Source organism: Streptomyces sp. NPDC048370, from assembly GCF_043200825.1.
Lineage (GTDB): Bacteria > Actinomycetota > Actinomycetes > Streptomycetales > Streptomycetaceae > Streptomyces.
Genome location: NZ_JBICYI010000006.1, coordinates 393,281 through 415,706, shown reverse-complemented (window position 1 = coordinate 415,706; position 22,426 = coordinate 393,281). Strand labels below are relative to the sequence as shown.

Here is a 22,426-nt window from a genome sequence, read left to right as displayed (position 1 = left end):
GGAGATCCGTCATGCGCATCCGTACCGAGTTCCCGTACGAGACGACCCACGAGGATGTCCGGATCCCGCTCCCGGACGGGACGAAGCTGTACGCCCGGATCTGGCGCCCGGTCACCGACGAGCCCGTCCCGGCCCTCCTGGAGTACCTCCCGTACCGCCTGAGCGACTGGACGGCGCCCCGCGACTGGCAGCGCCACCCCTGGTACGCCGGGCACGGCTACGCCTCCGTACGCGTCGACGTGCGCGGGCACGGCAACAGCGAGGGGCTGCCGGGCGACGAGTACGACGCCGTCGAGCTGGCGGACGGCGTGGCGGTGGTGAACTGGCTCGCCGAGCAGCCCTGGTGCACGGGGAAGGTCGGCATGTTCGGGATCTCCTGGGGCGGCTTCAACTCGCTCCAGATCGCCGCGCTCGCCCCCGAGCCGCTGAAGGCGATCGTCACCGTCTGCTCGACCGACGACCGCTACGACAACGACGTCCACTACATGGGCGGATCCGTCCTCGCCGTCGACATGCACGCCTGGGCGGCCACCATGCTCGCCTTCGTCTGCCGGCCGCCTGACCCGCTGCACGTGGGCGAGGAGTGGCGCGAGATGTGGCTGCGGCGCCTGGAGGACGTGGACCCCTTCATCCACACCTGGCTCGCCCACCAGACCCGGGACGCGTACTGGAGGCACGGCAGCGTCTGCGAGGACTACGGGGCGATCCGGGCGGCCGTCCTGGCCGTCGGCGGCTGGCACGACCCGTACCGGGACACCGTGCTGCGGCTCGTGGAGCACCTCCCGCAGGACCGGGTGCGCGGGATCATCGGCCCGTGGTCGCACCAGTACCCGGACCGGGGCCTTCCGCCGGGCCCGGCGATCGGCTTCCTCCAGGAGACCCTCCGCTGGTGGGACCACCATCTGCGGGACGAGGACAACGACGTGATGGCCGAGCCGCTGCTGCGCTCCTGGATCAGCGAGTCGCACCCGCCGGCGACCGTCTACGACGAGCTGCCGGGCCGCTGGGTCACCGACCCGGCCTGGCCGTCCCCGAACGTCACACCGGTCACGTACGCCTTCCAGGGCGCCCCGGTGGTCGTGGACTCCCCCCAGCAGACGGGCCTGGACGCGGGCCGCTTCTTCCCCTTCGGCAACGACGGCGACCTGCCTCCGGACCAGCGCGAGGAGGACGCGCACGGGGCCTGCTTCGACTTCGTGGTCCCGGAGGACGGCGAGCCGATCGAGATCCTGGGCCGCCCGAGGGTGAGCCTCTCCCTGACACCCTGGGCCCCCACCGGCCAGGTGATCGCCCGCCTGTGCGACGTGGCGCCCGACGGCTCGTCCACGCTGGTCACCCGGGGCGCGCTGAACCTCTCCGCCCGCTACGGCCGGGACCGGTCGGTGGAGGCGCAGGTGGGCGAGCCGGAGGACCTCGTCCTCGACCTGAACGGCATCGGCCACACCTTCCCGCCCGGCCACCGGGTCCGGCTCGCGATCTCCTCCGCGTACTGGCCCTGGATCTGGCCGCAACCGGACGCCGCGGGCTTCACCCTCACCCCGACCGCCTCGAACCTGACGCTCCCGATCCGCCGGCCCACGACCGACGCGGTCGAATGGCAGGAACCGGAACAGTCCGAACCGCTCGGCGTGAGCTTCCCGGCCACCCTGGAGGAACCCCGCCCGGAGCGCCTGGTCGTCCGGGACGTGGCCAAGGGCGAATGGCGCCTGGAGGTCGACCCCCGCTACGGCGGCACGCGGGTCTACCCGGACGGCCTGGAGTTCACCGAGGACGCCCTGGAGACCTACACGATCACCGAGAACGACCCCTTGTCGGCCCGCACCCACTCGACCTGGACGATCCGCCTCCACCGCCCGGAACTGGCCTGGGACGTGACGATCGACTCCCGCTCGGAGATCACCTGCGACGCGGACGCGTTCATGACGACGAACGAGGTGGTCTGCAAGGAGAGCGGCGAAGTCCTCTTCCACCGCACATGGGAGAAGAGGATTCCGCGCACGGCGGGTTGAGCGGACGGGAGAGTCCGAGCGATCAGGCGTCCGTGCCGGCCCTGCGGCGGCGGACGACGAACATCGCGCCGGCGCCGAGGGCGACGGCCGCGCCGCCCGCGAGGGCGAGCTGCGGAAGGGCCGAGTCGGAGCCGGTCTCGGCGAGCGGGCCGCCGCCGGTACTCACCGGTGCGGTGGACGAGCCACCCTGCGGGGTGCCGGGGTTACCGGTCCCGCCACCGCTGCCGCTGCTCCCGCCGGTGCCCGGGCCGGGTGTCGCGCCCTTGGGCTCCACATTGATGGTGAGGAGCTCGGTGTCCGTGACGACGCAGTCGTCCGCCGACTTGAATTTGCCGATTGCCATCACGTACACAGAGCCGACCTCCGCTCGGGCGTCCACGGTCAGGCGCAGCTTGATGTCGGCGGGAACACCCTTCTTCGGCTTTCCTGCGGGCGGGTTCACGTTGTTCTTGGACTTCTCCCACCGTCCGGTCGCCTCGTTGAACCAGCGGACCGTCAGATATTTGTCGTTGGGATTGTCGAAAGCACCGAGCTGGTACCAGGCGGTGGACGAAAAGAGGTGGAAACTGTCGAAGGACGTCGGCAGGTTGCTGGTCAGCCGCAGCGTGACGTCGACGCTGGTCCCCGCTTTCACTTCCTCGGGCCCGCTCAGCTTCGCCGTGACGTCGTTGTCGCGCACCCCATGACATTGACCGTTCGCCTGAGCCACTGCGATGTGGTACGCGTAGCTGGCATCGTGAGACGCCACCAGAGCTTCACTCTCGGCCTTCTTCGCCTCCTTCTCCAGGCGTACGACGTCGACTCGCTCGTCGTCGCGTGCCTGCTCGGCCGTGACCAGTGCGGTGTCCGCCGCCGTCTTCGCGGCGGCGGCGTCCTCCGCGACCTTCTGGGCATCCGCCACGGCCTTCTCCCCGGCCGCACGCTCCTGGGGCGTCGCCTCGGCGGGCAGAGCCGCCAGGGCGGCCTTGGCGGCCGTGAGCTTCTCGTCGGCGGCGGTCTTCCCCGCGGTGGCCGTCTCCGCAGCGGTCTTCGCCCCGACGGCCGCCCTGGCGAGATCGCTGTCGCCCTTCATGACCGCCTCGCGCCTCGCGGTGGCCTTGCCTGCGGCGGCCTTCGCCTCGTCATGCGCCTTGTCGGCCGCCAGAAGGGCCGCCAACAGCTCCTCAAGCGTCGGCTTTCCGGGCTTCGACGAGGAGGGGGACGGAGACGGCGACGACGACGTACCCGCCGCGAGCACCGGGGTCGCGGACAGCAGGGACAGCGACATCGTCACGGCGAGCGCCGCACAGGCTGCCAGAGTTCTGCTGGTCTTCATCGGGTGCACCTTGTTCCGTCGGTCCAGGCGTGGCATATGACGTCTGTTCGACCCACGGACCGTGTGAATGGTTGCCCCCGAAACGGAACGGCCCGCGCTCCTCTCGGAACGCGGGCCCTTCACGTACTGCTCGGATCAGGCGTCCGCGCCGGCCTTGCGGCGGCGGACGACGAACATCGCGCCGGCGCCGAGGGCGACGGCCGCGCCACCCGCGAGGGCGATCTGCGGCATGGCGTCGTTCGAACCGGTCTTGGCGAGCTGGCCGGTGGTCACCGCGGTGGTGGAGGTGCCGCCCTGGGTGGTGGTGTTCTTACCACCCGGGGTGCCCTTGGCGTCGTCGACCTTGCCCGGGTTGCTGCCCTTGGCGAGGATGTCGAACTTGTACTCGGTCAGGTCCGGCGTACCGCCGCAGGTCCCGTCCTCGTTCCAGAAGTCGCCCGCGGCGAAGGTGAGGCCCTGGCCGGCCGGGGTGTTCGCGTCCACCTTCAGGCGGAGCTTGATGTCGGCGGAGGCCTTCGGCTTCAGGGTGCCGACGAAGAGCTCCTCGGCGACGGGAACGTCGTTCCACTTCTTCTCGTCGGCCGTGTACCACTCCAGGTCGAGGTACGTGTCGAGCGGCTTGAGGCCCTTCTCGTCGAAGGCGTGCAGCGAGACGAAGGCGTACGCCTCGTCCAGCGTGCGGTCGGTGCCGTTCGTCAGGCGCAGCTTGAAGTCGACGGTGGTGCCGGCGACGACCTTCGAGGGCAGACCGGTCACCACGGAGGTGAACCTGTCCTCGGGGAAGCAGTCCTCGTGCGGCGGCGGCTCCTCCTCGCCCTCTTCCTCCTCGGCCTTCTTCAGCGCCTCCTTGGCGGAGTCGAGGGTCTTGAGGGCCTCGTCCCGGGTCTTCTGGGCCTCGCGCGCCTTGTTGGAGGCGGCGACCTCCGCCTCGCTGTGCTTGGAGTTGGCCTCGGTGACCTTCGCGTCAGCGGCGGTCTTCGCGGTGGCGGCCGTCCCGGCTGCGGTCTTCGCGTCGGCGACGGCCGTCTTCGCGGCTTCCTTCTCCGCCTCCGTGGCGTCGGGCTTCAGCTCCAGGGCGGCGAGCGCGGCCTCCGCCTCGGTGACCTTCGCGTCAGCGGCGGTCTTGGCCGTGGCGGCCGCCTCGGCGACCTTCTTCGCGTCCGTGACGGCGACCTGGAGCGGGTGATCGGCCTGCTCCAGCGCCTTGACGGCCTTCTTGGCGTCCTCCGCAGCGAGAACGGACGCGTCGTACGCCGTCTGTGCGGCCTCGACGTCCTTCTTCAGCTGCTCGATGGTCTTCTTCTGCTCCTGCGTCTGCGCGGGAGCGGCCGGCTTGGTGTCGGCGAAGGCGGGGGCGGCCGACAGGAAGACGACGGGCGTCGTCACGGCGGCGGCCACGGCCGTCGCGAGCATGCGGCGAATCTTCAAGGTGGACCTTTTCTGGTCAGGAGCGGTCGGGCGAAGACAGAGCAATGGGGAGTCGCTCCTGCGGGAACCTCACGCGGCGCGACAGTGCCAGGATCGTATGACCGGAATAAGGGCCTCGGGAAGCAGGATTTGAACGCGCTCAGTCACCCGTCGCGCACACAGCTCGACCACAGGACGAATAAAGCGCGCATACATGGACAGTTGTGCACGGAGGCCACAGTTTCTCTGTGATCCATGTCATCCGCGCCTGGCGGCCCGCCCCGTAACGTGTCCCCCACACCCGTGGAAAGCGAGGCAAGCACCGATGCCCGAGCAGTCCCCGCTCGACCTGGTCGAGGGCGATCCCTTCGGCCCGCACAACCTTCCGTACGGCGTCTTCTCCCCCGCCGACGAGCCCGACCGGCGGAGGGTCGGCGTCCGCATCGGCGGTCATGTCCTCGACGCGGGGGCCGCGGCGTCCGCGCTCGGTTCGCCGTACGCCGCGCTGCTCGCGCAGCCCAACCTCAACCCGCTGCTCGCCGCGGGCCGCACCGCCTGGCGCGACGTCCGCAGGGCCCTGACGGCCTGGGTGACCGTACCCGCGCACCGGCCGGTCATAGAGCCGCTGCTGTACGCGCTCGACACCGTCACGCTCCACCTGCCGTTCGAGGTCGCGGACTACGTCGACTTCTACGCGAGCGAGCACCACGCCACCAACGTGGGCCGGATCTTCCGCCCCGACGGCGACGCGCTCACCCCCAACTGGAAGCACCTGCCCATCGGTTACCACGGCCGCGCCGGCACCGTCGTCGTCTCCGGCACGGACGTCGTACGCCCCGCCGGGCAGCGCAAGGCGCCCACCGACCCGGCCCCGGTCTTCGGGCCCTCGGTGAAGCTGGACATCGAGGCCGAGGTCGGCTTCGTCGTCGGCACCCCCTCCGCGCTCGGCACCCCGGTCCCGCTGGCCGACTTCCGCGAGCACGTCTTCGGCCTGACGCTCCTCAACGACTGGTCGGCGCGCGACATCCAGGCCTGGGAGTACGTCCCGCTCGGCCCCTTCCTCGGCAAGTCGTTCGCGACGTCCGTCTCGGCCTGGGTGACCCCCCTGGAGGCCCTCGACGCGGCCCGAACGGACCCGCCGGCCCGGGAGTTCGAGCTCCTGCCCTACCTGGACGACTCCGCCGACGAGGAGCCCGGCGGCTTCGACCTGCGGATCACGGTCGAGATCAACGGAGAGGTGGTCTCCGAGCCGCCGTTCGCCACCATGTACTGGACCCCCGCCCAGCAGCTCGCCCACATGACGGTCAACGGCGCCTCGCTGCGCACCGGCGACCTGTACGGCTCCGGCACGGTCTCCGGGCCCGAGGTCCACCAGCGCGGCTCGCTCCTCGAACTGACGTGGAACGGCCGCGACGCGCTCGAACTGCCCAACGGCAAGCGGACGTTCCTGGAGGACGGCGACGAGGTCACCCTCACCGCGTGGGCCCCGGGCCCCGACGGTACGCAGGTGGCGCTCGGCGAGGTCACCGGGCGGATCGTTCCGGCGTCCTGACCCCCAAGGGCCGGCACCGGCAGGTGTCAGCCCAATGGGTCACCCCGCGTGCGGTGCCCCTCACCGGCGGCCCATGCTGGCTGACGGTGGGGGGCCGGACTCACCCCTCATCCGAGGAGCACGCAGATGCCCGCACGATCCCGTCGCCTCACGGCCGCCCTCGGCCTCGCCGCGCTCACCTCCGTGGCCCTGGCCACGGCACCGGCCTCCCAGGCCGCCGACGACACCGCCTCCGTCGTCCGCGAACTGGCCACGGCGACCGCCGCCACCGCGAAGTACGCCTCCGAGGCGCTGGCGATCAAGGACGGCTACCTCCGCACCGACGTGTGCGTCGCCTCCCCCGAGGGCGGCATGGGCTACCACTACGTCAACCCGAAGTACATCGGCTCCGTCGACCCCAGGACCCCCGCCGCGATCCTGTACGAGGACGGCAAGGGCGGGAAGCGGAAACTGGTCGCGGTCGAGTACGTCGTCCCGTACACCGGCCAGCCCGCCCCGAAGCTCTTCGGCCGGGCCTTCGACGGGCCGGACCCGATCCCCGAGCTGGGACCGGCCTACGACCGGCACGTATGGCTCTTCAAGAAGAACCCCAAGGGGCTGTTCAACCGGTGGAACCCGAAGGTGACCTGCCCGAACGGGGCGGCCACGCACCCCTAGCCGCGCACCCCTGGCCACGCACGTGCAGCCACGCCCCGCACGCACGAGGGCCCGGCCCCCGCCTGGGCGGAGACCGGGCCCTGGAGCACCTCGGCTACCGGACGAACACGCTCGCCTGGCCCGCCAGGTCCAGGAAGTACTGCGGCGCGAGGCCGAGCACCAGCGTCACCGCGACACCGACCGTGATCGTGGCCGCCGTGAAGACCGAGGGCACGGCGACCGTGGGGCCGTCCGCCTTCGGCTCGCTGAAGAACATCAGCACGATCACCCGGATGTAGAAGAACGCGGCGATCGCCGACGAGACGACACCGACGACGACCAGCGCGCCCGCGCCGCCCTCCGCCGCCGCCTTGAAGACCGCGAACTTGCCCGAGAAGCCCGACGTCAGCGGAATGCCGGCGAAGGCGAGCAGGAACACCGCGAAGACCGCCGCGACGAGCGGCGAACGGCGGCCGAGCCCCGCCCACTTGGACAGGTGCGTCGCCTCGCCGCCCGCGTCCCGGACCAACGTGACGACGGCGAACGCGCCGATCGTCACGAAGGAGTACGCGCCCAGGTAGAAGAGCACCGAGGAGATGCCGGTGGGCGTGGCCGCGATGACACCGGCGAGCAGGAAGCCCGCGTGCGCGATCGAGGAGTACGCGAGGAGCCGCTTGATGTCGGTCTGGGTGATCGCGACGATCGCGCCGCCCAGCATGGTGACGATGGCGACGCCCCACATGACCGGCCGCCAGTCCCAGGTGAGGCCCGGCAGCACCACGTACAGCAGGCGAAGCAGCGCGCCGAACGCGGCGACCTTCGTCGCGGCCGCCATGAAGCCGGTGACGGGGGTCGGCGCGCCCTGGTAGACGTCCGGGGTCCACATGTGGAACGGCACGGCGCCGACCTTGAAGAGCAGCCCCATGAGCACCAGCGCGAAGCCGATGAGCAGCAGCACGTCGTTGCCCATGGTCTGGGCGAGCGCCGGGTCGACCGAGGCGACCGTGCCGTCGACGACGTTGGCGATGGTGGCGTACGAGACGGAGCCCGCGTAGCCGTAGAGCAGGGCGATGCCGAAGAGCAGGAACGCCGAGGAGAAGGCGCCGAGGAGGAAGTACTTGACCGCGGCCTCCTGCGACATGAGCCGCTTGCGGCGGGCGACGGCGCAGAGCAGGTAGAGCGGGAGGGAGAAGACCTCGAGGGCGATGAAGAGCGTCAGGAGGTCGTTGGCGGCCGGGAAGACCAGCATGCCGGCGATGGCGAACAGCGCCAGCGGGAACACCTCGGTGGTGGTGAACCCGGCCTTGACCGCCGCCTTCTCCTGGTCGCTGCCGGGAACGGCGGCGGCCTCGGCGGCGAAGGAGTCGACCTTGTGGCCGTGGTCGGCCGGGTCGAGCCTGCGCTCGGCGAAGGTGAAGACGGCGACGAGCGAGGCCAGCAGGATCGTGCCCTGGAGGAAGAGCGCCGGGCCGTCGACGGCGATGGCGCCCATGGCCGCGATGTGCGCCTTGGTGGAGCCGTAGCCGCCGGCGGCGAGGCCGACGATCGCGGCGAAGGCGGTGACCAGCGCGAGCACGGTCAGGAACACCTGGGCGTGGTAACGGCCCTTGCGGGGCACGAAGGCCTCGGCGAGAACGCTGAGGACCGCTGCGCCGACCACGATGAGTACGGGCGAGAGCTGGACGTACTCGATGTGGGGTGCGGGGATCTTCGTCAACGGCTCGGCAGCCGTCGTCCACAGGCTGTGGACAGAAGGCGCGACGGCGGATGCACTCACTTGGCCGCCTCCACTTCGGGCTGGGGGTCCTTTTGCTGGACGTCGGACATGGTGTGCGAGACGGCGGGGTTCACGATGTCCGTCAGCGGCTTCGGGAAGACCCCGAGGAAGATCAGCAGGGCGATCAGCGGGGCGACCACGACCAGTTCGCGCACCCGCAGGTCCGGCATCGTCCGGACCTCCTCCGTCTTCACCGGTCCTGTCATCGTCCGCTGGTAGAGGACGAGGGTGTAGAGCGCGGCGAGGACGATGCCGGTGGTGGCGATGATGCCGGCCACCGGGTAGCGGGCGAACGTGCCGACCAGGACCAGGAATTCACTGACGAAGGGCGCGAGCCCCGGCAGCGAGAGCGTGGCCAGACCGCCGACCAGGAAGGTGCCGGCCAGCACCGGGGCGACCTTCTGCACACCGCCGTAGTCCGCGATGAGCCGCGAACCGCGCCGGGAGATCAGGAAGCCGGCCACCAGCATCAGGGCAGCCGTCGAGATCCCGTGGTTGACCATGTACAGCGTCGCGCCGCTCTGGCCCTGGCTGGTCATCGCGAAGATGCCCATGATGATGAAGCCGAAGTGCGAGATCGAGGCGTACGCGACCAGACGCTTGATGTCCCGCTGGCCGACCGCGACCAGCGCGCCGTAGACGATGCTGACCAGCGCGAGCGCGATGATCACGGGCGTCGCCCACTTCGAGGCCTCGGGGAAGAGCTGGAGGCAGAAGCGGAGCATCGCGAACGTGCCGACCTTGTCGACGACCGCCGTGATGAGCACGGCGACCGGGGCGGTCGCCTCCCCCATCGCGTTCGGCAGCCAGGTGTGCAGCGGCCAGAGCGGCGCCTTCACCGCGAAGGCGAAGAAGAAGCCGAGGAACAGCAGCCGTTCGGTGTTGGTCGCCATCTCCAGCGAGCCGTCGGCGCGGGCGGCGGCGATCTCGGTGAGGGAGAAGTTCCCCGCGACCACGTAGAGCCCGATGACGGCGGCCAGCATGATCAGTCCGCCGACGAGGTTGTAGAGCAGGAACTTGACGGCCGCGTAGGAGCGCTGGGCCGCCGCGTTCTCGTCCGAGCCCGCGTGGGCGCGGTCACCGAAGCCGCCGATGAGGAAGTACATCGGGATGAGCATGGCTTCGAACAGGATGTAGAAGAGGAAGACGTCGGTGGCCTCGAAGGAGAGGATCACCATCGCCTCGACCATCAGGATCAGGGCGAAGAAGCCCTGCGTCGGCCGCCAGCGGCTCGACTTCGTCTCCAAGGGGTCGGCGTCGTGCCAGCCGGCCAGGATGACGAAGGGGATCAGCAGCGCGGTGAGCGCGATCAGCGCCACCCCGATGCCGTCCACGCCCAGTTCGTAACGGACCCCGAAGTCCTTGATCCAGGAGTAGGACTCGACGAACTGGTACCGGTCGCCGCCGGGTTCGAAGTCCACGAGGACGACCACGGCGAGGACGAGTGTGACGAGCGAGACGGTCAGCGCCAGCCACTTGGCGGCGGCGCGACGGGCGGCGGGGACGGCGGCGGTGAGGATCGCACCGACCGCCGGCACCGCTGCCGTCGCCGTCAGGATCGGGAACCCTGCGTTCACTACTTGCGACATGGCAGTTACACCGCCCTCATCAGCAGGGTCGCGGCGATCAGCACCGCCGTACCTCCGAACATGGAGACCGCATAGGTGCGGGCGTAGCCGTTCTGCAGCTTGCGCAGCCGGCCGGACAGACCGCCGACCGAGGCCGCGGTGCCGTTGACGACCCCGTCGACCAGGCTGTGGTCGACGTAGACGAGCGAGCGGGTGAGGTGCGTGCCGCCCGTGACGAAGACGGCGTGGTTGAAGTCGTCCTGGAGCAGGTCGCGGCGGGCGGCCCGGGTGAGCAGCGAGCCGCGCGGGGCGGTGACCGGGACGGGCCTGCGTCCGTACTGGAGGTAGGCGAGTCCGACGCCGATCACCATGACGGCGACCGTGGCCGAGGTGATGGCCCCGGCGCTGATCGGCGGGTGGCCGTGCTCGAACTCGGTCACCGGCTTCAGCCAGTTGATGAACCGGTCGCCGATGGAGAAGAAGCCACCCGCGGCCACGGAGCCGACGGCCAGCAGGATCATCGGGACCGTCATGGACCTCGGCGACTCGTGCGGGTGCGGCAGCTCGCCCTTGTCGTCGGGCTGCCAGCGCTTCTCGCCGAAGAAGGTCATCAGCATCACGCGGGTCATGTAGTACGCGGTGATGGCCGCGCCGAGCAGGGTGACCGCGCCGAGGATCCAGCCCTCGGTGCCGCCCTTGGCGAAGGCCGCCTCGATGATCTTGTCCTTGGAGAAGAAGCCGGACAGACCCGGGAAGCCGATGATCGCCAGATAGCCGAGGCCGAAGGTGATGAAGGTGACCGGCATGTACTTCCGCAGGCCGCCGTAACGCCGCATGTCGACCTCGTCGTTCATGCCGTGCATGACCGAGCCGGCGCCGAGGAAGAGCCCGGCCTTGAAGAAGCCGTGCGTGACCAGGTGCATGATCGCGAAGACGTAGCCGATCGGGCCGAGACCCGCCGCCAGGATCATGTAGCCGATCTGCGACATCGTCGAGCCGGCCAGCGCCTTCTTGATGTCGTCCTTCGCGCAACCGACGATCGCACCGAAGAGGAGCGTGACCGCGCCGACCACGACGACCACGAGCTGGGCGTCCGGGGCGGCGTTGAAGATGTCGGCGGAGCGGACGATCAGATAGACACCGGCGGTGACCATGGTCGCCGCGTGGATGAGGGCCGAGACCGGCGTCGGGCCCTCCATCGCGTCCCCGAGCCAGGACTGCAGCGGCACCTGGGCCGACTTGCCGCAGGCGGCGAGCAGCAGCATCAGGCCGATCGCCGTCAGCGTGCCCTCGCTCGTCTCACCGGTCGCCTCCAGGACCGGCCCGAAGGTGAAGGTCCCGAAGGTGGTGAACATGATCATGATGGCGATCGAGAGGCCCATGTCGCCGACCCGGTTGACCAGGAAGGCCTTCTTCGCGGCGGTGGCCGCGCTGGGCTTGTGCTGCCAGAAGCCGATCAGGAGGTACGAGGCGAGGCCGACGCCCTCCCAGCCGAAGTAGAGCAGCAGGTAGTTGTCGGCGAGGACCAGGAGGAGCATCGCCGCGAGGAACAGGTTCAGATAGCCGAAGAAGCGGCGCTTGCGCTCGTCGTGCTCCATGTACCCGATCGAGTACACGTGGATGAGCGAGCCCACGCCGGTGATCAGCAGCACGAACGTCATCGACAGCTGGTCGAGCTGGAAGGCGATGTCCGCCTGGAAGCCCTCGACCGGGATCCACGTCCACAGGTTCTGGTGCAGGGCCCGGTCGTCGGCGCTCTTGCCGAGCATGTCGGCGAAGAGCACGGCACCGATGACGAAGGAGGTGGCCGCGAGCACCGTGCCGAGCAGGGGCCCGACCTTGTCCAGGCGCCGCCCGCCGCACAGCAGGACGGCCGCGCCGAGCAGGGGCGCCGCGACGAGCAGAGCGATCAGATTGTCCACAATTCAGCCCCTTACAGCTTCATCAGGCTGGCGTCGTCGACCGAGGCCGAGTGGCGGGAACGGAACAGCGACACGATGATCGCGAGCCCGACCACGACCTCCGCGGCGGCGACGACCATCGTGAAGAAGGCGATGATCTGGCCGTCGAGGTTGCCGTGCATCCGGGAGAAGGCGACGAACGCGAGGTTGCAGGCGTTGAGCATCAGCTCGACGCACATGAAGACCACGATCGCGTTGCGCCTGATCAGCACCCCGGCCGCGCCGATGGTGAACAACAGGGCGGCGAGATACAGATAGTTGACGGGATTCATCGCGTGGCCTCCTCATCGTCCCGGTCGCGGCCGAGCCGCTCCTCCGAGCGCTGCTCCAGCGCCTTGAGGTCGGCCAGCGCCTCGCCGGACACGTCGCGGACCTGGCCGCGCCTGCGCAGGGTCTGCATCACGGTCAGCTCGGCGGGGGTGCCGTCGGGCAGCAGGCCGGGGATGTCCACCGCGTTGTGCCGGGCGTAGACACCCGGCGCGGGCAGCGGCGGAACGTGCTTGCCTTCCCGTACGCGCTGCTCCGACAGCTCCCGCTGGGTGCGGGCCCGTTCGGTGCGCTCGCGGTGGGTGAGGACCATCGCGCCGACGGCCGCGGTGATGAGCAGCGCGCCGGTGATCTCGAAGGCGAAGACGTACTTGGTGAAGATGAGGGCCGCCAGACCCTCCACGTTCCCGCCGTACGCGCCGTTGGCCGCGCCGAGGCCGTTGAACTCCGTCAGGGAGGCCTGGCCGATGCCGGCGATCAGCAGGATGCCGAAGCCGAGCCCACAGGCCGCGGCCCACCAGCGCTGGCCCTTGATGGTCTCCTTCAGCGAGTCCGCGGCCGTGACGCCGACCAGCATGACGATGAAGAGGAAGAGCATCATGATCGCGCCGGTGTAGACGACGATCTGGACGATGCCGAGGAAGTACGCGCCGTTGGCGAGGTAGAAGACCGCGAGGATGATCATCGTGCCGGCCAGCGAGAGCGCGCTGTGCATGGCCTTCTTCATCAGGACCGTGGCGAGGGCGCCGATCACGGCGACGGTGCCGAGGACCCAGAACTGGAAAGCCTCGCCGCCGGACGTCTCGTACGCCGCGAGTGTGGCGCTCATGCGTCCACCTCTTCCGGCTCGCCCTTCTCCCCCTTGGACGTGGCGACCTGCTGGACGGTGCCCGGGGCGGCCTCCGTGACCAACCCCCGGTAGTAGTCCTGCTCGTCCGTCCCCGGGAAGATCGAGTGCGGGGAGTCGACCATGCCCTCCTCCAGGCCCGCGAGGAGCTGCTCCTTGGTGTAGATCAGGTTCTCGCGGGAGGAGTCGGCCAGTTCGAACTCGTTCGTCATCGTCAGCGCCCGCGTGGGGCAGGCCTCGATGCACAGCCCGCACAGGATGCAGCGGGCGTAGTTGATCTGGTAGACGCGGCCGTAGCGCTCGCCCGGGGAGTAGCGCTCCTCCTCGGTGTTGTCCGCGCCCTCCACGTAGATGGCGTCGGCGGGGCAGGCCCAGGCGCACAGCTCGCAGCCCACGCACTTCTCAAGTCCGTCCGGATGACGGTTGAGCTGGTGCCGGCCGTGGAAGCGCGGCGCCGTCGTCTTGCGCTCCTCCGGGTACTGCTCGGTCAACCGCTTCTTGAACATGGCCTTGAAGGTCACGCCGAAGCCGGCCACCGGATTCTGGAAATCAGACACCGTCCGTCTCCTTTCCATCACTCGCAGTAGCAGTATCGGGGGCGCCACTGACAACGAGGTCGCCGTCCTGCCGCGACCTGCGCCGAGGCACGGGCGGCAGGGACTGTCCTGGCTTGGGCGGTACGGGGAATCCGCCGGCCATCGGGTCGAAGGGGAGCTCGTCCTCGGGCAGCTCCTCGCCGGCCCTGGCCCTCTTGTCGCGGAACATGTCGGCGACGAAGGAGATCAACAGGACGCCGATCACGGCTCCGGCGACGTAGAGCACGATCGTCTGGAACTCGAAGTTCTCGTTCCGCAGGGCCCGGACGGTGGCGACCAGCATCAGCCAGAGCACCGAGACCGGGATGAGGACCTTCCAACCGAGCTTCATCAGCTGGTCGTAGCGGACGCGGGGCAGCGTGCCGCGCAGCCAGATGAAGAAGAAGAGCAGCAGCTGCACCTTGAGGATGAACCAGAGCATCGGCCACCAGCCGTGGTTCGCGCCCTCCCAGAAGGTGGAGATCGGGTACGGGGCGCGCCAGCCGCCGAGGAAGAGCGTCACGGAGACGGCGGAGACCGTCACCATGTTCACGTACTCGGCGAGCATGAACATCGCGAACTTGATGGAGGAGTACTCGGTGTTGAAGCCGCCGACGAGGTCGCCCTCGGACTCCGGCATGTCGAAGGGGGCGCGGTTGGTCTCGCCGACCATCGTGACGATGTAGATGATGAACGAGACCGGCAGCAGGATGATGAACCAGCGGTCCGCCTGCGCCTCGACGATCGCCGAGGTCGACATCGACCCGGAGTAGAGGAAGACGGAGGCGAACGCGGCGCCCATGGCGATCTCGTAGGAGATCATCTGGGCGCAGGAGCGCAGGCCGCCGAGGAGCGGGTACGTGGAGCCGGAGGACCAGCCGGCGAGGACGATGCCGTAGATGCCGACGGAGGCGATCGCGAGGACGTACAGCATCGCGATCGGCAGGTCGGTGAGCTGCATCGTGGTGCGGTGGCCGAAGATCGACACCTCGTTGCCCGCCGGGCCGAACGGGATCACGGCGATCGCCATGAACGCGGGGGCGGCGGCGATGATCGGCGCGAGGATGTAGACGACCTTGTCGGCGCGCTTGACGACGAGGTCCTCCTTCAGCATCAGCTTGATGCCGTCCGCGAGGGACTGGAGGAATCCCCAGGGTCCGTGCCGGTTGGGCCCGATGCGCAGCTGCATCCAGGCGACGACCTTGCGCTCCCACACGATGGAGAAGAGCACGGTGATCATGAGGAAGGCGAAGCAGAAGACGGCCTTGATCGCGACGAGCCACCAGGGGTCGGTCCCGAACATGGAGAGGTCTTCCGCGGCGAGCAGCGTGGTCATGCCTGCACCTCCGTCGAGGTCGCCGCGCCGATGCGCACCAGGTCGCCCGGGTGGGCGCCCGTGTCGGAGAGGACGCCGCCCGCCGCGGAGTTGAGCGGGAGCCAGACCACGCGGTCGGGCATCTCGGTGACCTGGAGCGGGAAGTGGGTCGAGCCCGCCGGTCCTGTGACCGCGAGGAGGTCGCCGTCCTTGACGCCCGTCTCGGCGGCGGTGGCGGCGGAGAGCCGGGCGACCGCCGCGTGGCGGGTGCCCGCGAGCGCCGTGTCGCCCTCCTGGAGGCGGCCCTGGTCGAGCAGGAGCCGGTGTCCGGCGAGGACGGCCTCGCCCTCGCCCGGGCGGGCCGCGGGCTGTGCGGGCTCGGTGGGCTCGGAGGCCCGCTCGCCGTCCCAGCCGCCGAGCCGGTCCAGCTCCCGGCGGACCGAGCGCAGGTCGGGCAGGGCCAGGTGCGCGTCGAGGGCGTCGGCGAGCATGTGGAGCACGCGCGCGTCCGCCGGGGGCAGCGTCCGGGTCATCTGCTCGGGCTTGAGCGCGGCCTCGAAGAGCCGTGCCCTGCCCTCCCAGTTGAGGAACGTGCCGGGCTTCTCGGCGACCGCGGCGACCGGCAGGACCACGTCGGCCCGCTCGGTGACCTCGCTCGGCCGCAGCTCCAGGGAGACCACGAACGCGGCGTCGAGGGCCTCACGCGCGCGTGCCGGGTCCGGCAGGTCGCGTACCTCGACGGCGCCGACGAGCAGCGCGCCCAGCTCGCCGATGGCCGCGGCCTCGACGATCTGGCCGGTGTCGCGGCCGTAGCCGTGCGGCAGGTCGCGTACGCCCCAGGCGGACGCGACCTCCTCACGCGCGCGTGGGTCGGTCGCGGGGCGGCCGCCGGGCAGCAGCGTGGGGATGGCGCCGGCTTCGAGCGCGCCGCGCTCTCCGGCCCTGCGCGGGATCCACACCAGCTTCGCGCCGGTCGCCGTCGCCGTCCGTACGGCGGCGGTGAGCCCGCCCGGTACGGCGGCGAGCCGCTCGCCGACCGCGATGACCGCGCCGTCCTGGCGGAGCGCCTCCGCCGCCCGCGTACCGGCCTCGTCGAGGCCGACCCGGGAGGTCAGCGCGTCCAGCCACTCGGTCTCGGTGCCGGGCGCGGCGGGCAGCAGCGTGCCGCCCGCCTTCTCCAGGCCCCGGGTCGCGAACGCGGCCAGCGCGTAGGTCTTCTGGCCCTTCGTGCGCCAGGCCTTGCGCAGCCGCAGGAAGACGCCGGGCGCCTCCTCCTCGGACTCGAAGCCGACGAGGAGCACGGCGGGGGCGGCTTCGAGGGAGGTGTACGTGACGCCGCTGCCGTCCAGGTCGCGTCCGCGTCCCGCGACCTGCGAGGCCAGGAAGTCGGCCTCCTCGCCGGAGTGGACCCGGGCCCGGAAGTCGACGTCGTTGGTGTCGAGGGCGACCCGGGCGAACTTCGCGTACGCGTAGGAGTCCTCGACGGTCAGCCGGCCGCCGGCCAGGACGCCGGTACGGCCCCGCACGAGTCCGCGTGCCGCGGCCTCAAGGGCCTCGGGCCAGGAGGCGGGTTCGAGGACGCCCTCCGCGTTCCGTACGAGCGGAGTGGTCAGCCGGTCGCGCTGCTGGGCGTACCGGAACGCGAAGCGTCCCTTGTCGCACACCCACTCCTCGTTGACCTCCGGGTCCTCCGCCGCGAGCCGGCGCATGACCTTGCCGCGCCGGTGGTCGGTGCGGGTCGCGCAGCCGCCCGCGCAGTGCTCGCAGACGCTCGGCGAGGAGACCAGGTCGAAGGGGCGGGAGCGGAAGCGGTACGCGGCCGAGGTCAGCGCGCCGACCGGGCAGATCTGAATGGTGTTCCCGGAGAAGTACGACTCGAAGGGGTCGCCCTCGCCGGTGCCGACCTGCTGGAGCGCGCCGCGCTCGAGCAGCTCGATCATCGGGTCGCCGGCGATCTGGTTCGAGAACCGGGTGCAGCGCGCGCAGAGCACGCACCGCTCGCGGTCGAGCAGCACCTGCGTGGAGATCGGTACCGGCTTCTCGTAGGTCCGCTTGTGGCCCTCGAAGCGGGACTCCGACTGCCCGTGGGACATCGCCTGGTTCTGCAGCGGGCACTCGCCGCCCTTGTCGCAGACCGGGCAGTCCAGCGGGTGGTTGATGAGCAGCAGCTCCATCACACCGTGCTGGGCCTTCTCGGCGACCGGCGAGGTCAGCTGGGACTTCACCACCATGCCGTCGGTGCAGGTGATGGTGCAGGACGCCATCGGCTTGCGCTGGCCCTCGACCTCGACGATGCACTGCCGGCAGGCGCCGGCCGGGTCGAGGAGCGGGTGGTCGCAGAAGCGCGGGATCTCGATGCCGAGCTGCTCGGCGGCGCGGATGACCAGGGTCCCCTTGGGGACGGAGATCTCGGCGCCGTCGATGGTCAGCGTGACGAGGTCCTCGGGCGGTACGGCGGGGGAACCGCCGCCGGCGGGGCCGGCCGTGGTGACCGTCATGCCGTCACCTCCTTGTGGTTGTCCGCCCAGGCGGTCGACTTGGCCGGGTCGAAGGGGCAGCCCCGGCCGGTGATGTGCTGCTCGTACTCCTCGCGGAAGTACTTCAGCGAGGAGAAGATCGGGGAGGCCGCGCCGTCGCCGAGCGCGCAGAACGACTTGCCGTTGATGTTGTCGGCGATGTCGTTCAGCTTGTCGAGGTCGGACATCACGCCCTTGCCGGCCTCGATGTCACGGAGCAACTGCACCAGCCAGTACGTGCCTTCGCGGCAGGGTGTGCACTTGCCGCAGGACTCGTGGGCGTAGAACTCGGTCCAGCGGGTCACCGCGCGGACCACGCACGTGGTCTCGTCGAAGCACTGGAGCGCCTTGGTGCCGAGCATCGAGCCGGCGGCGCCCACGCCCTCGTAGTCGAGCGGGACGTCGAGGTGCTCGTCGGTGAACATCGGGGTGGAGGAGCCGCCCGGCGTCCAGAACTTGAGCCGGTGGCCCGCCCGCATCCCGCCGCTCATGTCGAGGAGCTGGCGCAGCGTGATCCCGAGCGGGGCCTCGTACTGGCCCGGCGTGGTGACGTGCCCGCTGAGCGAGTAGAGGGTGAAGCCGGGGGACTTCTCGCTGCCCATCGACTTGAACCAGTCCTTGCCCCGGTTCATGATCGCGGGAACGGACGCGATGGACTCGACGTTGTTCACCACAGTGGGGCAGGCGTACAGACCGGCGACCGCGGGGAAGGGGGGACGCAGCCGGGGCTGGCCGCGCCGTCCTTCGAGCGAGTCGAGCAGCGCGGTCTCCTCGCCGCAGATGTACGCGCCGGCGCCCGCGTGCACGGTGAGTTCGAGGTTCAGACCGCTGCCGAGGATGTTCTGGCCGAGGAAGCCGGCCTCGTACCCCTCGCGCACCGCCTCGTGGAGGCGGCGCAGGACGGGCACGACCTCGCCGCGCAGATAGATGAACGCGTGCTCGGAGCGGATCGCGTAGCAGGCGATGATCATTCCCTCGATGAGGGAGTGCGGGTTGGCGAAGAGGAGCGGGATGTCCTTGCAGGTGCCCGGCTCGGACTCGTCGGCGTTGACGACGAGGTAGTGCGGCTTGCCGTCGCCCTGCGGGATGAACTGCCACTTCATCCCGGTGGGGAAGCCGGCGCCGCCGCGGCCGCGCAGACCGGAGTCCTTGACGTACGCGATGACCTCGTCGGGCGACATGGCGAGGGCCTTCCGCAGACCCTCGTACCCCTCGTGTCGTTTGTACGTCTCCAGGGTCCAGGAGTCGGGCTGGTCCCAGAACGCCGAAAGGACCGGCGCGAGAAGCTTCTCGGGGCTGCTGTTGTTGATCTCGGCTGCCAAGGTCATCACTCCCCCTCCCCACTGGCCGATTCGCCGCGCGGGTGGACGATCTTGTGGTGCGGGGTCTCGCCCTTGGCCAGGCGCAGCCCGACGAGCGAGGCCGGGCCGGCCCCACCGGTGGCCTCGACGGCCCCCTCGCGCTCGTCGGGGAAACCGGCCAGGATGCGGGCGGTCTCCTTGTACGTGCACAGGGGCGCGCCGCGTGTCGGTTCGACGGGGTGGCCGGCCCGCAGGTCGTCGACGATCTTCTTCGCGGACTCGGGCGTCTGGTTGTCGAAGAACTCCCAGTTGACCATCATCACGGGCGCGAAGTCGCAGGCCGCGTTGCACTCGATGTGCTCCAGCGTGACCTTGCCGTCCTCGGTCGTCTCGTTGTTGCCGACGCCGAGGTGCTCCTTGAGCTCCTCGAAGATGGCGTCGCCGCCCATGACCGCGCAGAGCGTGTTGGTGCAGACTCCGACCTGGTAGTCGCCGGAGGGCTTGCGGCGGTACATCGTGTAGAAGGTGGCGACCGCGGTGACCTCGGCGGTGGTCAGGCCGAGGACCTCGGCGCAGAACTTCATGCCGGTACGCGTCACATGGCCCTCCTCCGACTGCACGAGGTGCAGCAGCGGCAGGAGCGCGGAGCGGGACCCCGGGTAGCGGGCGATGATCTCCTTGGCGTCCGCCTCCAGCCGGGCGCGTACCTCGGCCGGGTAGTCGGGGGCGGGGAGCTGGGGCATCCCGAGACTGGTCTGTCCGTCCGTCATCGGTCGACGCCTCCCATCACGGGGTCGATGGACGCGACGGCGACGATGACGTCGGCGACCTGGCCGCCCTCGCACATCGCCGCCATGGCCTGCAGGTTGGTGAAGGACGGGTCGCGGAAGTGGACCCGGTAGGGGCGGGTGCCGCCGTCGGAGACGACGTGCACGCCCAGTTCGCCCTTGGGCGACTCGACGGCCGCGTAGGCCTGTCCGGCCGGGACCCGGAAGCCCTCGGTGACCAGCTTGAAGTGGTGGATCAGGGCCTCCATGGAGGTGCCCATGATCTTCTTGATGTGGTCGAGGGAGTTGCCGAGTCCGTCCGGGCCGAGCGCGAGCTGCGCGGGCCAGGCGATCTTCTTGTCGCCGACCATGACCGGCCCCGGCTCCAGACGGTCGAGGCACTGCTCGACGATCCGCAGGGACTGCCGCATCTCCTCCAGGCGGACGAGGAAGCGTCCGTAGGAGTCGCAGGTGTCGGCGGTCGGGACCTCGAACTCGTAGTTCTCGTAGCCGCAGTACGGGTCGGTCTTGCGCAGGTCGTGCGGGAGGCCCGCGGAGCGCAGGATCGGTCCGGTGGCGCCGAGCGCCATGCAGCCGGTGAGGTCGAGGTAGCCGACGTCCTGCATGCGGGCCTTGAAGATGGGGTTGCCGGTGGCGAGCTTGTCGTACTCCGGCAGGTTCTTCTTCATGGTCTTCACGAACTCGCGCACGGCGTCGACGGCGCCGGGCGGGAGGTCCTGGGCGAGGCCGCCGGGGCGGATGAACGCGTGGTTCATGCGCAGTCCGGTGATCAGCTCGTACAGGTCCAGGATCATCTCGCGGTCCCGGAAGCCGTAGATCATGATCGTGGTGGCGCCCAGCTCCATGCCGCCGGTGGCGATGCACACCAGGTGCGAGGAGAGCCGGTTGAGCTCCATCAGGAGCACGCGGATGATGGTGGCGCGGTCCGGGATCTGGTCGGTGATGCCGAGCAGCTTCTCGACGCCCAGGCAGTACGCCGTCTCGTTGTAGAACGAGGTGAGGTAGTCCATGCGCGTGACGAAGGTGGTGCCCTGCGTCCAGTTCCGGAATTCGAGGTTCTTCTCGATGCCGGTGTGGAGGTAGCCGATGCCGCAGCGGGCCTCGGTGACGGTCTCGCCGTCGATCTCCAGGATCAGCCGGAGCACGCCGTGCGTGGACGGGTGCTGGGGACCCATGTTGACGATGATGCGCTCGTCGTCGGCCTTGGCGGCGGACTGGACGACCTCTTCCCAGTCGCCGCCGGTGACCGTGTAGACGGTGCCTTCGGTGGTCTCCCGGGCGGAGGCGTGTTCGGTGCTCATCAGCTGTACGACCTCCGCTGGTCAGGAGCCGGGATCTGGGCGCCCTTGTACTCGACGGCGATGCCGCCGAGGGGGTAGTCCTTGCGCTGCGGGAAGCCCTGCCAGTCGTCCGGCATCATGATCCGGGTGAGGGCGGGGTGGCCGTCGAAGACGATGCCGAAGAAGTCGTACGTCTCGCGCTCGTGCCAGTCGTTGGTCGGGTAGACCGCGACGAGCGACGGGATGTGCGGGTCGGCGTCCGGGGCGGACACCTCCAGGCGGATCAGCCGTCCGTGGGTGAGCGAGCGCAGGTGGTAGACGGCGTGCAGCTCGCGGCCCTTGTCGCCGAGGTAGTGGACGCCGGAGACGCCCGTACAGAGCTCGAAGCGCAGGGCCGGGTCGTCGCGCAGGGTGCGGGCGACGCGGACGAGGTGCTCGCGGGCGATGTGGAAGGTGAGCTCGTCCCGGTCGACGACGGTCTTCTCGATCGCGTTCTCGGGCAGGAGTCCCTGCTCGTCGAGGGCGCCTTCGAGTTCGTCGGCGACCTCGTCGAACCAGCCGCCGTAGGGGCGGGTGGCCGGGCCCGGCAGGCGTACGGAGCGGACGAGGCCGCCGTAGCCGGAGGTGTCGCCGCCGTTGTCGGCGCCGAACATCCCGCGCTGGACGCGGACCTCCTCACCGTGCTCCCCGCGCTGTCCGGGCAGGTTCTGCTCGGAGAGCTCCTTCTCGGGATTGGGTGTCTCGTCGCTCACCGGAGAAGACCCTTCATCTCGATCGTCGGCAGGGCCTTGAGCGCCGCTTCCTCCGCCTCGCGGGCCGCCTCCTCGGCGTTCACGCCGAGCTTGGAGGTCTGGATCTTCTGGTGGAGCTTGAGAATCGCGTCCATCAGCATCTCCGGGCGCGGCGGGCAACCCGGCAAATAGATGTCAACCGGAACAATGTGGTCAACGCCCTGCACAATCGCATAATTGTTGAACATTCCGCCTGAAGATGCGCAAACCCCCATGGAGATGACCCACTTGGGGTTGGGCATCTGGTCGTAGACCTGCCGCAGGACCGGCGCCATCTTCTGGCTGACCCGGCCCGCCACGATCATCAGATCGGCCTGGCGCGGCGAGCCGCGGAAGACCTCCATGCCGAAGCGCGCCAGGTCGTAGCGGCCGGCGCCGGTCGTCATCATCTCGATGGCGCAGCAGGCGAGGCCGAAGGTGGCGGGGAAGACGGATGACTTGCGCACCCAACCCGCGGCCTGTTCGACCGTCGTCAGCAGAAAGCCGCTCGGCAGCTTCTCTTCGAGTCCCATAGGTGCCCC

18 protein-coding genes are annotated in these 22,426 nt (G+C 69.9%); 3 read left to right on the top strand and 15 right to left on the bottom strand.

Going from position 1 to position 22,426, the window contains the following annotated elements:
- Nucleotides 1-11: 11 nt before the first annotated feature.
- Complete coding sequence (locus ACGFYP_RS16980) at nucleotides 12-2,009, top strand: CocE/NonD family hydrolase (RefSeq protein WP_393493406.1); 1,998 nt, start codon at nucleotides 12-14, stop codon at nucleotides 2,007-2,009.
- Nucleotides 2,010-2,031: 22 nt separating this feature from the next.
- Here ACGFYP_RS16980 and ACGFYP_RS16975 read toward each other — a convergent pair whose 3' ends face one another.
- Both ACGFYP_RS16975 and ACGFYP_RS16970 read right to left on the bottom strand, forming a co-directional pair.
- Entirely contained in the window at nucleotides 2,032-3,324 is a 1,293-nt protein-coding gene (locus tag ACGFYP_RS16975; protein ID WP_393493403.1) for an LAETG motif-containing sortase-dependent surface protein, read from the bottom strand.
- 135 nt (nucleotides 3,325-3,459) lie between these two features.
- Entirely contained in the window at nucleotides 3,460-4,737 is a 1,278-nt protein-coding gene (locus ACGFYP_RS16970) for an LPXTG cell wall anchor domain-containing protein (protein WP_393493399.1), read from the bottom strand.
- 319 nt (nucleotides 4,738-5,056) lie between these two features.
- Here ACGFYP_RS16970 and fahA point away from each other — a divergent pair, with 319 nt between their 5' ends.
- Both fahA and ACGFYP_RS16960 read left to right on the top strand, forming a co-directional pair.
- Nucleotides 5,057-6,283, top strand: coding sequence for a fumarylacetoacetase (fahA, locus tag ACGFYP_RS16965; protein WP_393493396.1), 1,227 nt, complete (start codon nucleotides 5,057-5,059; stop codon nucleotides 6,281-6,283).
- Nucleotides 6,284-6,409: 126 nt separating this feature from the next.
- Complete coding sequence (locus tag ACGFYP_RS16960; protein ID WP_393493393.1) at nucleotides 6,410-6,940, top strand: hypothetical protein; 531 nt, start codon at nucleotides 6,410-6,412, stop codon at nucleotides 6,938-6,940.
- A gap of 94 nt (nucleotides 6,941-7,034) precedes the next feature.
- Here the strand turns inward: ACGFYP_RS16960 and nuoN are convergent, their stop codons facing one another.
- The 13 genes from nuoN to ACGFYP_RS16895 are packed head-to-tail and all read right to left on the bottom strand — an operon-like array spanning nucleotide 7,035 to nucleotide 22,417.
- Nucleotides 7,035-8,696, bottom strand: coding sequence for an NADH-quinone oxidoreductase subunit NuoN (gene nuoN / locus ACGFYP_RS16955; protein ID WP_361960938.1), 1,662 nt, complete (start codon nucleotides 8,694-8,696; stop codon nucleotides 7,035-7,037).
- Nucleotides 8,693-10,285: an NADH-quinone oxidoreductase subunit M gene (locus tag ACGFYP_RS16950; RefSeq protein WP_393493389.1), complete on the bottom strand. Its 1,593-nt coding sequence runs from the start codon at nucleotides 10,283-10,285 to the stop codon at nucleotides 8,693-8,695. The genes nuoN and ACGFYP_RS16950 overlap by 4 nt, the downstream gene beginning before the upstream one ends.
- Nucleotides 10,286-10,290: 5 nt before the next feature.
- Entirely contained in the window at nucleotides 10,291-12,186 is a 1,896-nt protein-coding gene (gene nuoL, locus ACGFYP_RS16945) for an NADH-quinone oxidoreductase subunit L (RefSeq protein ID WP_393493386.1), read from the bottom strand.
- Nucleotides 12,187-12,197: 11 nt separating this feature from the next.
- Entirely contained in the window at nucleotides 12,198-12,497 is a 300-nt protein-coding gene (gene nuoK, locus ACGFYP_RS16940; protein ID WP_069927518.1) for an NADH-quinone oxidoreductase subunit NuoK, read from the bottom strand.
- Entirely contained in the window at nucleotides 12,494-13,321 is an 828-nt protein-coding gene (locus tag ACGFYP_RS16935) for an NADH-quinone oxidoreductase subunit J (protein WP_361960932.1), read from the bottom strand. Before ACGFYP_RS16935 ends, nuoK begins: the two co-directional genes overlap by 4 nt.
- Nucleotides 13,318-13,914, bottom strand: coding sequence for an NADH-quinone oxidoreductase subunit NuoI (gene nuoI / locus ACGFYP_RS16930; RefSeq protein WP_352188842.1), 597 nt, complete (start codon nucleotides 13,912-13,914; stop codon nucleotides 13,318-13,320). The genes ACGFYP_RS16935 and nuoI overlap by 4 nt, the downstream gene beginning before the upstream one ends.
- Nucleotides 13,889-15,250 (bottom strand): NADH-quinone oxidoreductase subunit NuoH, encoded by a 1,362-nt coding sequence (gene nuoH, locus ACGFYP_RS16925; protein WP_393493379.1) that lies wholly within the window; start codon nucleotides 15,248-15,250, stop codon nucleotides 13,889-13,891. The genes nuoI and nuoH overlap by 26 nt, the downstream gene beginning before the upstream one ends.
- Nucleotides 15,247-17,727, bottom strand: a complete 2,481-nt coding sequence (locus ACGFYP_RS16920; RefSeq protein ID WP_393493376.1) for an NADH-quinone oxidoreductase subunit G — start codon at nucleotides 17,725-17,727, stop codon at nucleotides 15,247-15,249. Before ACGFYP_RS16920 ends, nuoH begins: the two co-directional genes overlap by 4 nt.
- Nucleotides 17,724-19,073, bottom strand: coding sequence for an NADH-quinone oxidoreductase subunit NuoF (gene nuoF, locus ACGFYP_RS16915; protein WP_393493373.1), 1,350 nt, complete (start codon nucleotides 19,071-19,073; stop codon nucleotides 17,724-17,726). Before nuoF ends, ACGFYP_RS16920 begins: the two co-directional genes overlap by 4 nt.
- The gene (gene nuoE, locus ACGFYP_RS16910; RefSeq protein ID WP_393493370.1) at nucleotides 19,073-19,816 is read right to left on the bottom strand and encodes an NADH-quinone oxidoreductase subunit NuoE; all 744 of its coding nucleotides are present in this window, start codon (nucleotides 19,814-19,816) and stop codon (nucleotides 19,073-19,075) included. Before nuoE ends, nuoF begins: the two co-directional genes overlap by 1 nt.
- Complete coding sequence (locus ACGFYP_RS16905) at nucleotides 19,813-21,135, bottom strand: NADH-quinone oxidoreductase subunit D (RefSeq protein ID WP_393493367.1); 1,323 nt, start codon at nucleotides 21,133-21,135, stop codon at nucleotides 19,813-19,815. The genes nuoE and ACGFYP_RS16905 overlap by 4 nt, the downstream gene beginning before the upstream one ends.
- Nucleotides 21,135-21,866 (bottom strand): NADH-quinone oxidoreductase subunit C, encoded by a 732-nt coding sequence (locus ACGFYP_RS16900; protein WP_393493364.1) that lies wholly within the window; start codon nucleotides 21,864-21,866, stop codon nucleotides 21,135-21,137. Before ACGFYP_RS16900 ends, ACGFYP_RS16905 begins: the two co-directional genes overlap by 1 nt.
- Entirely contained in the window at nucleotides 21,863-22,417 is a 555-nt protein-coding gene (locus tag ACGFYP_RS16895; RefSeq protein ID WP_010041554.1) for an NADH-quinone oxidoreductase subunit B family protein, read from the bottom strand. The genes ACGFYP_RS16900 and ACGFYP_RS16895 overlap by 4 nt, the downstream gene beginning before the upstream one ends.
- Nucleotides 22,418-22,426 lie beyond the last annotated feature (9 nt).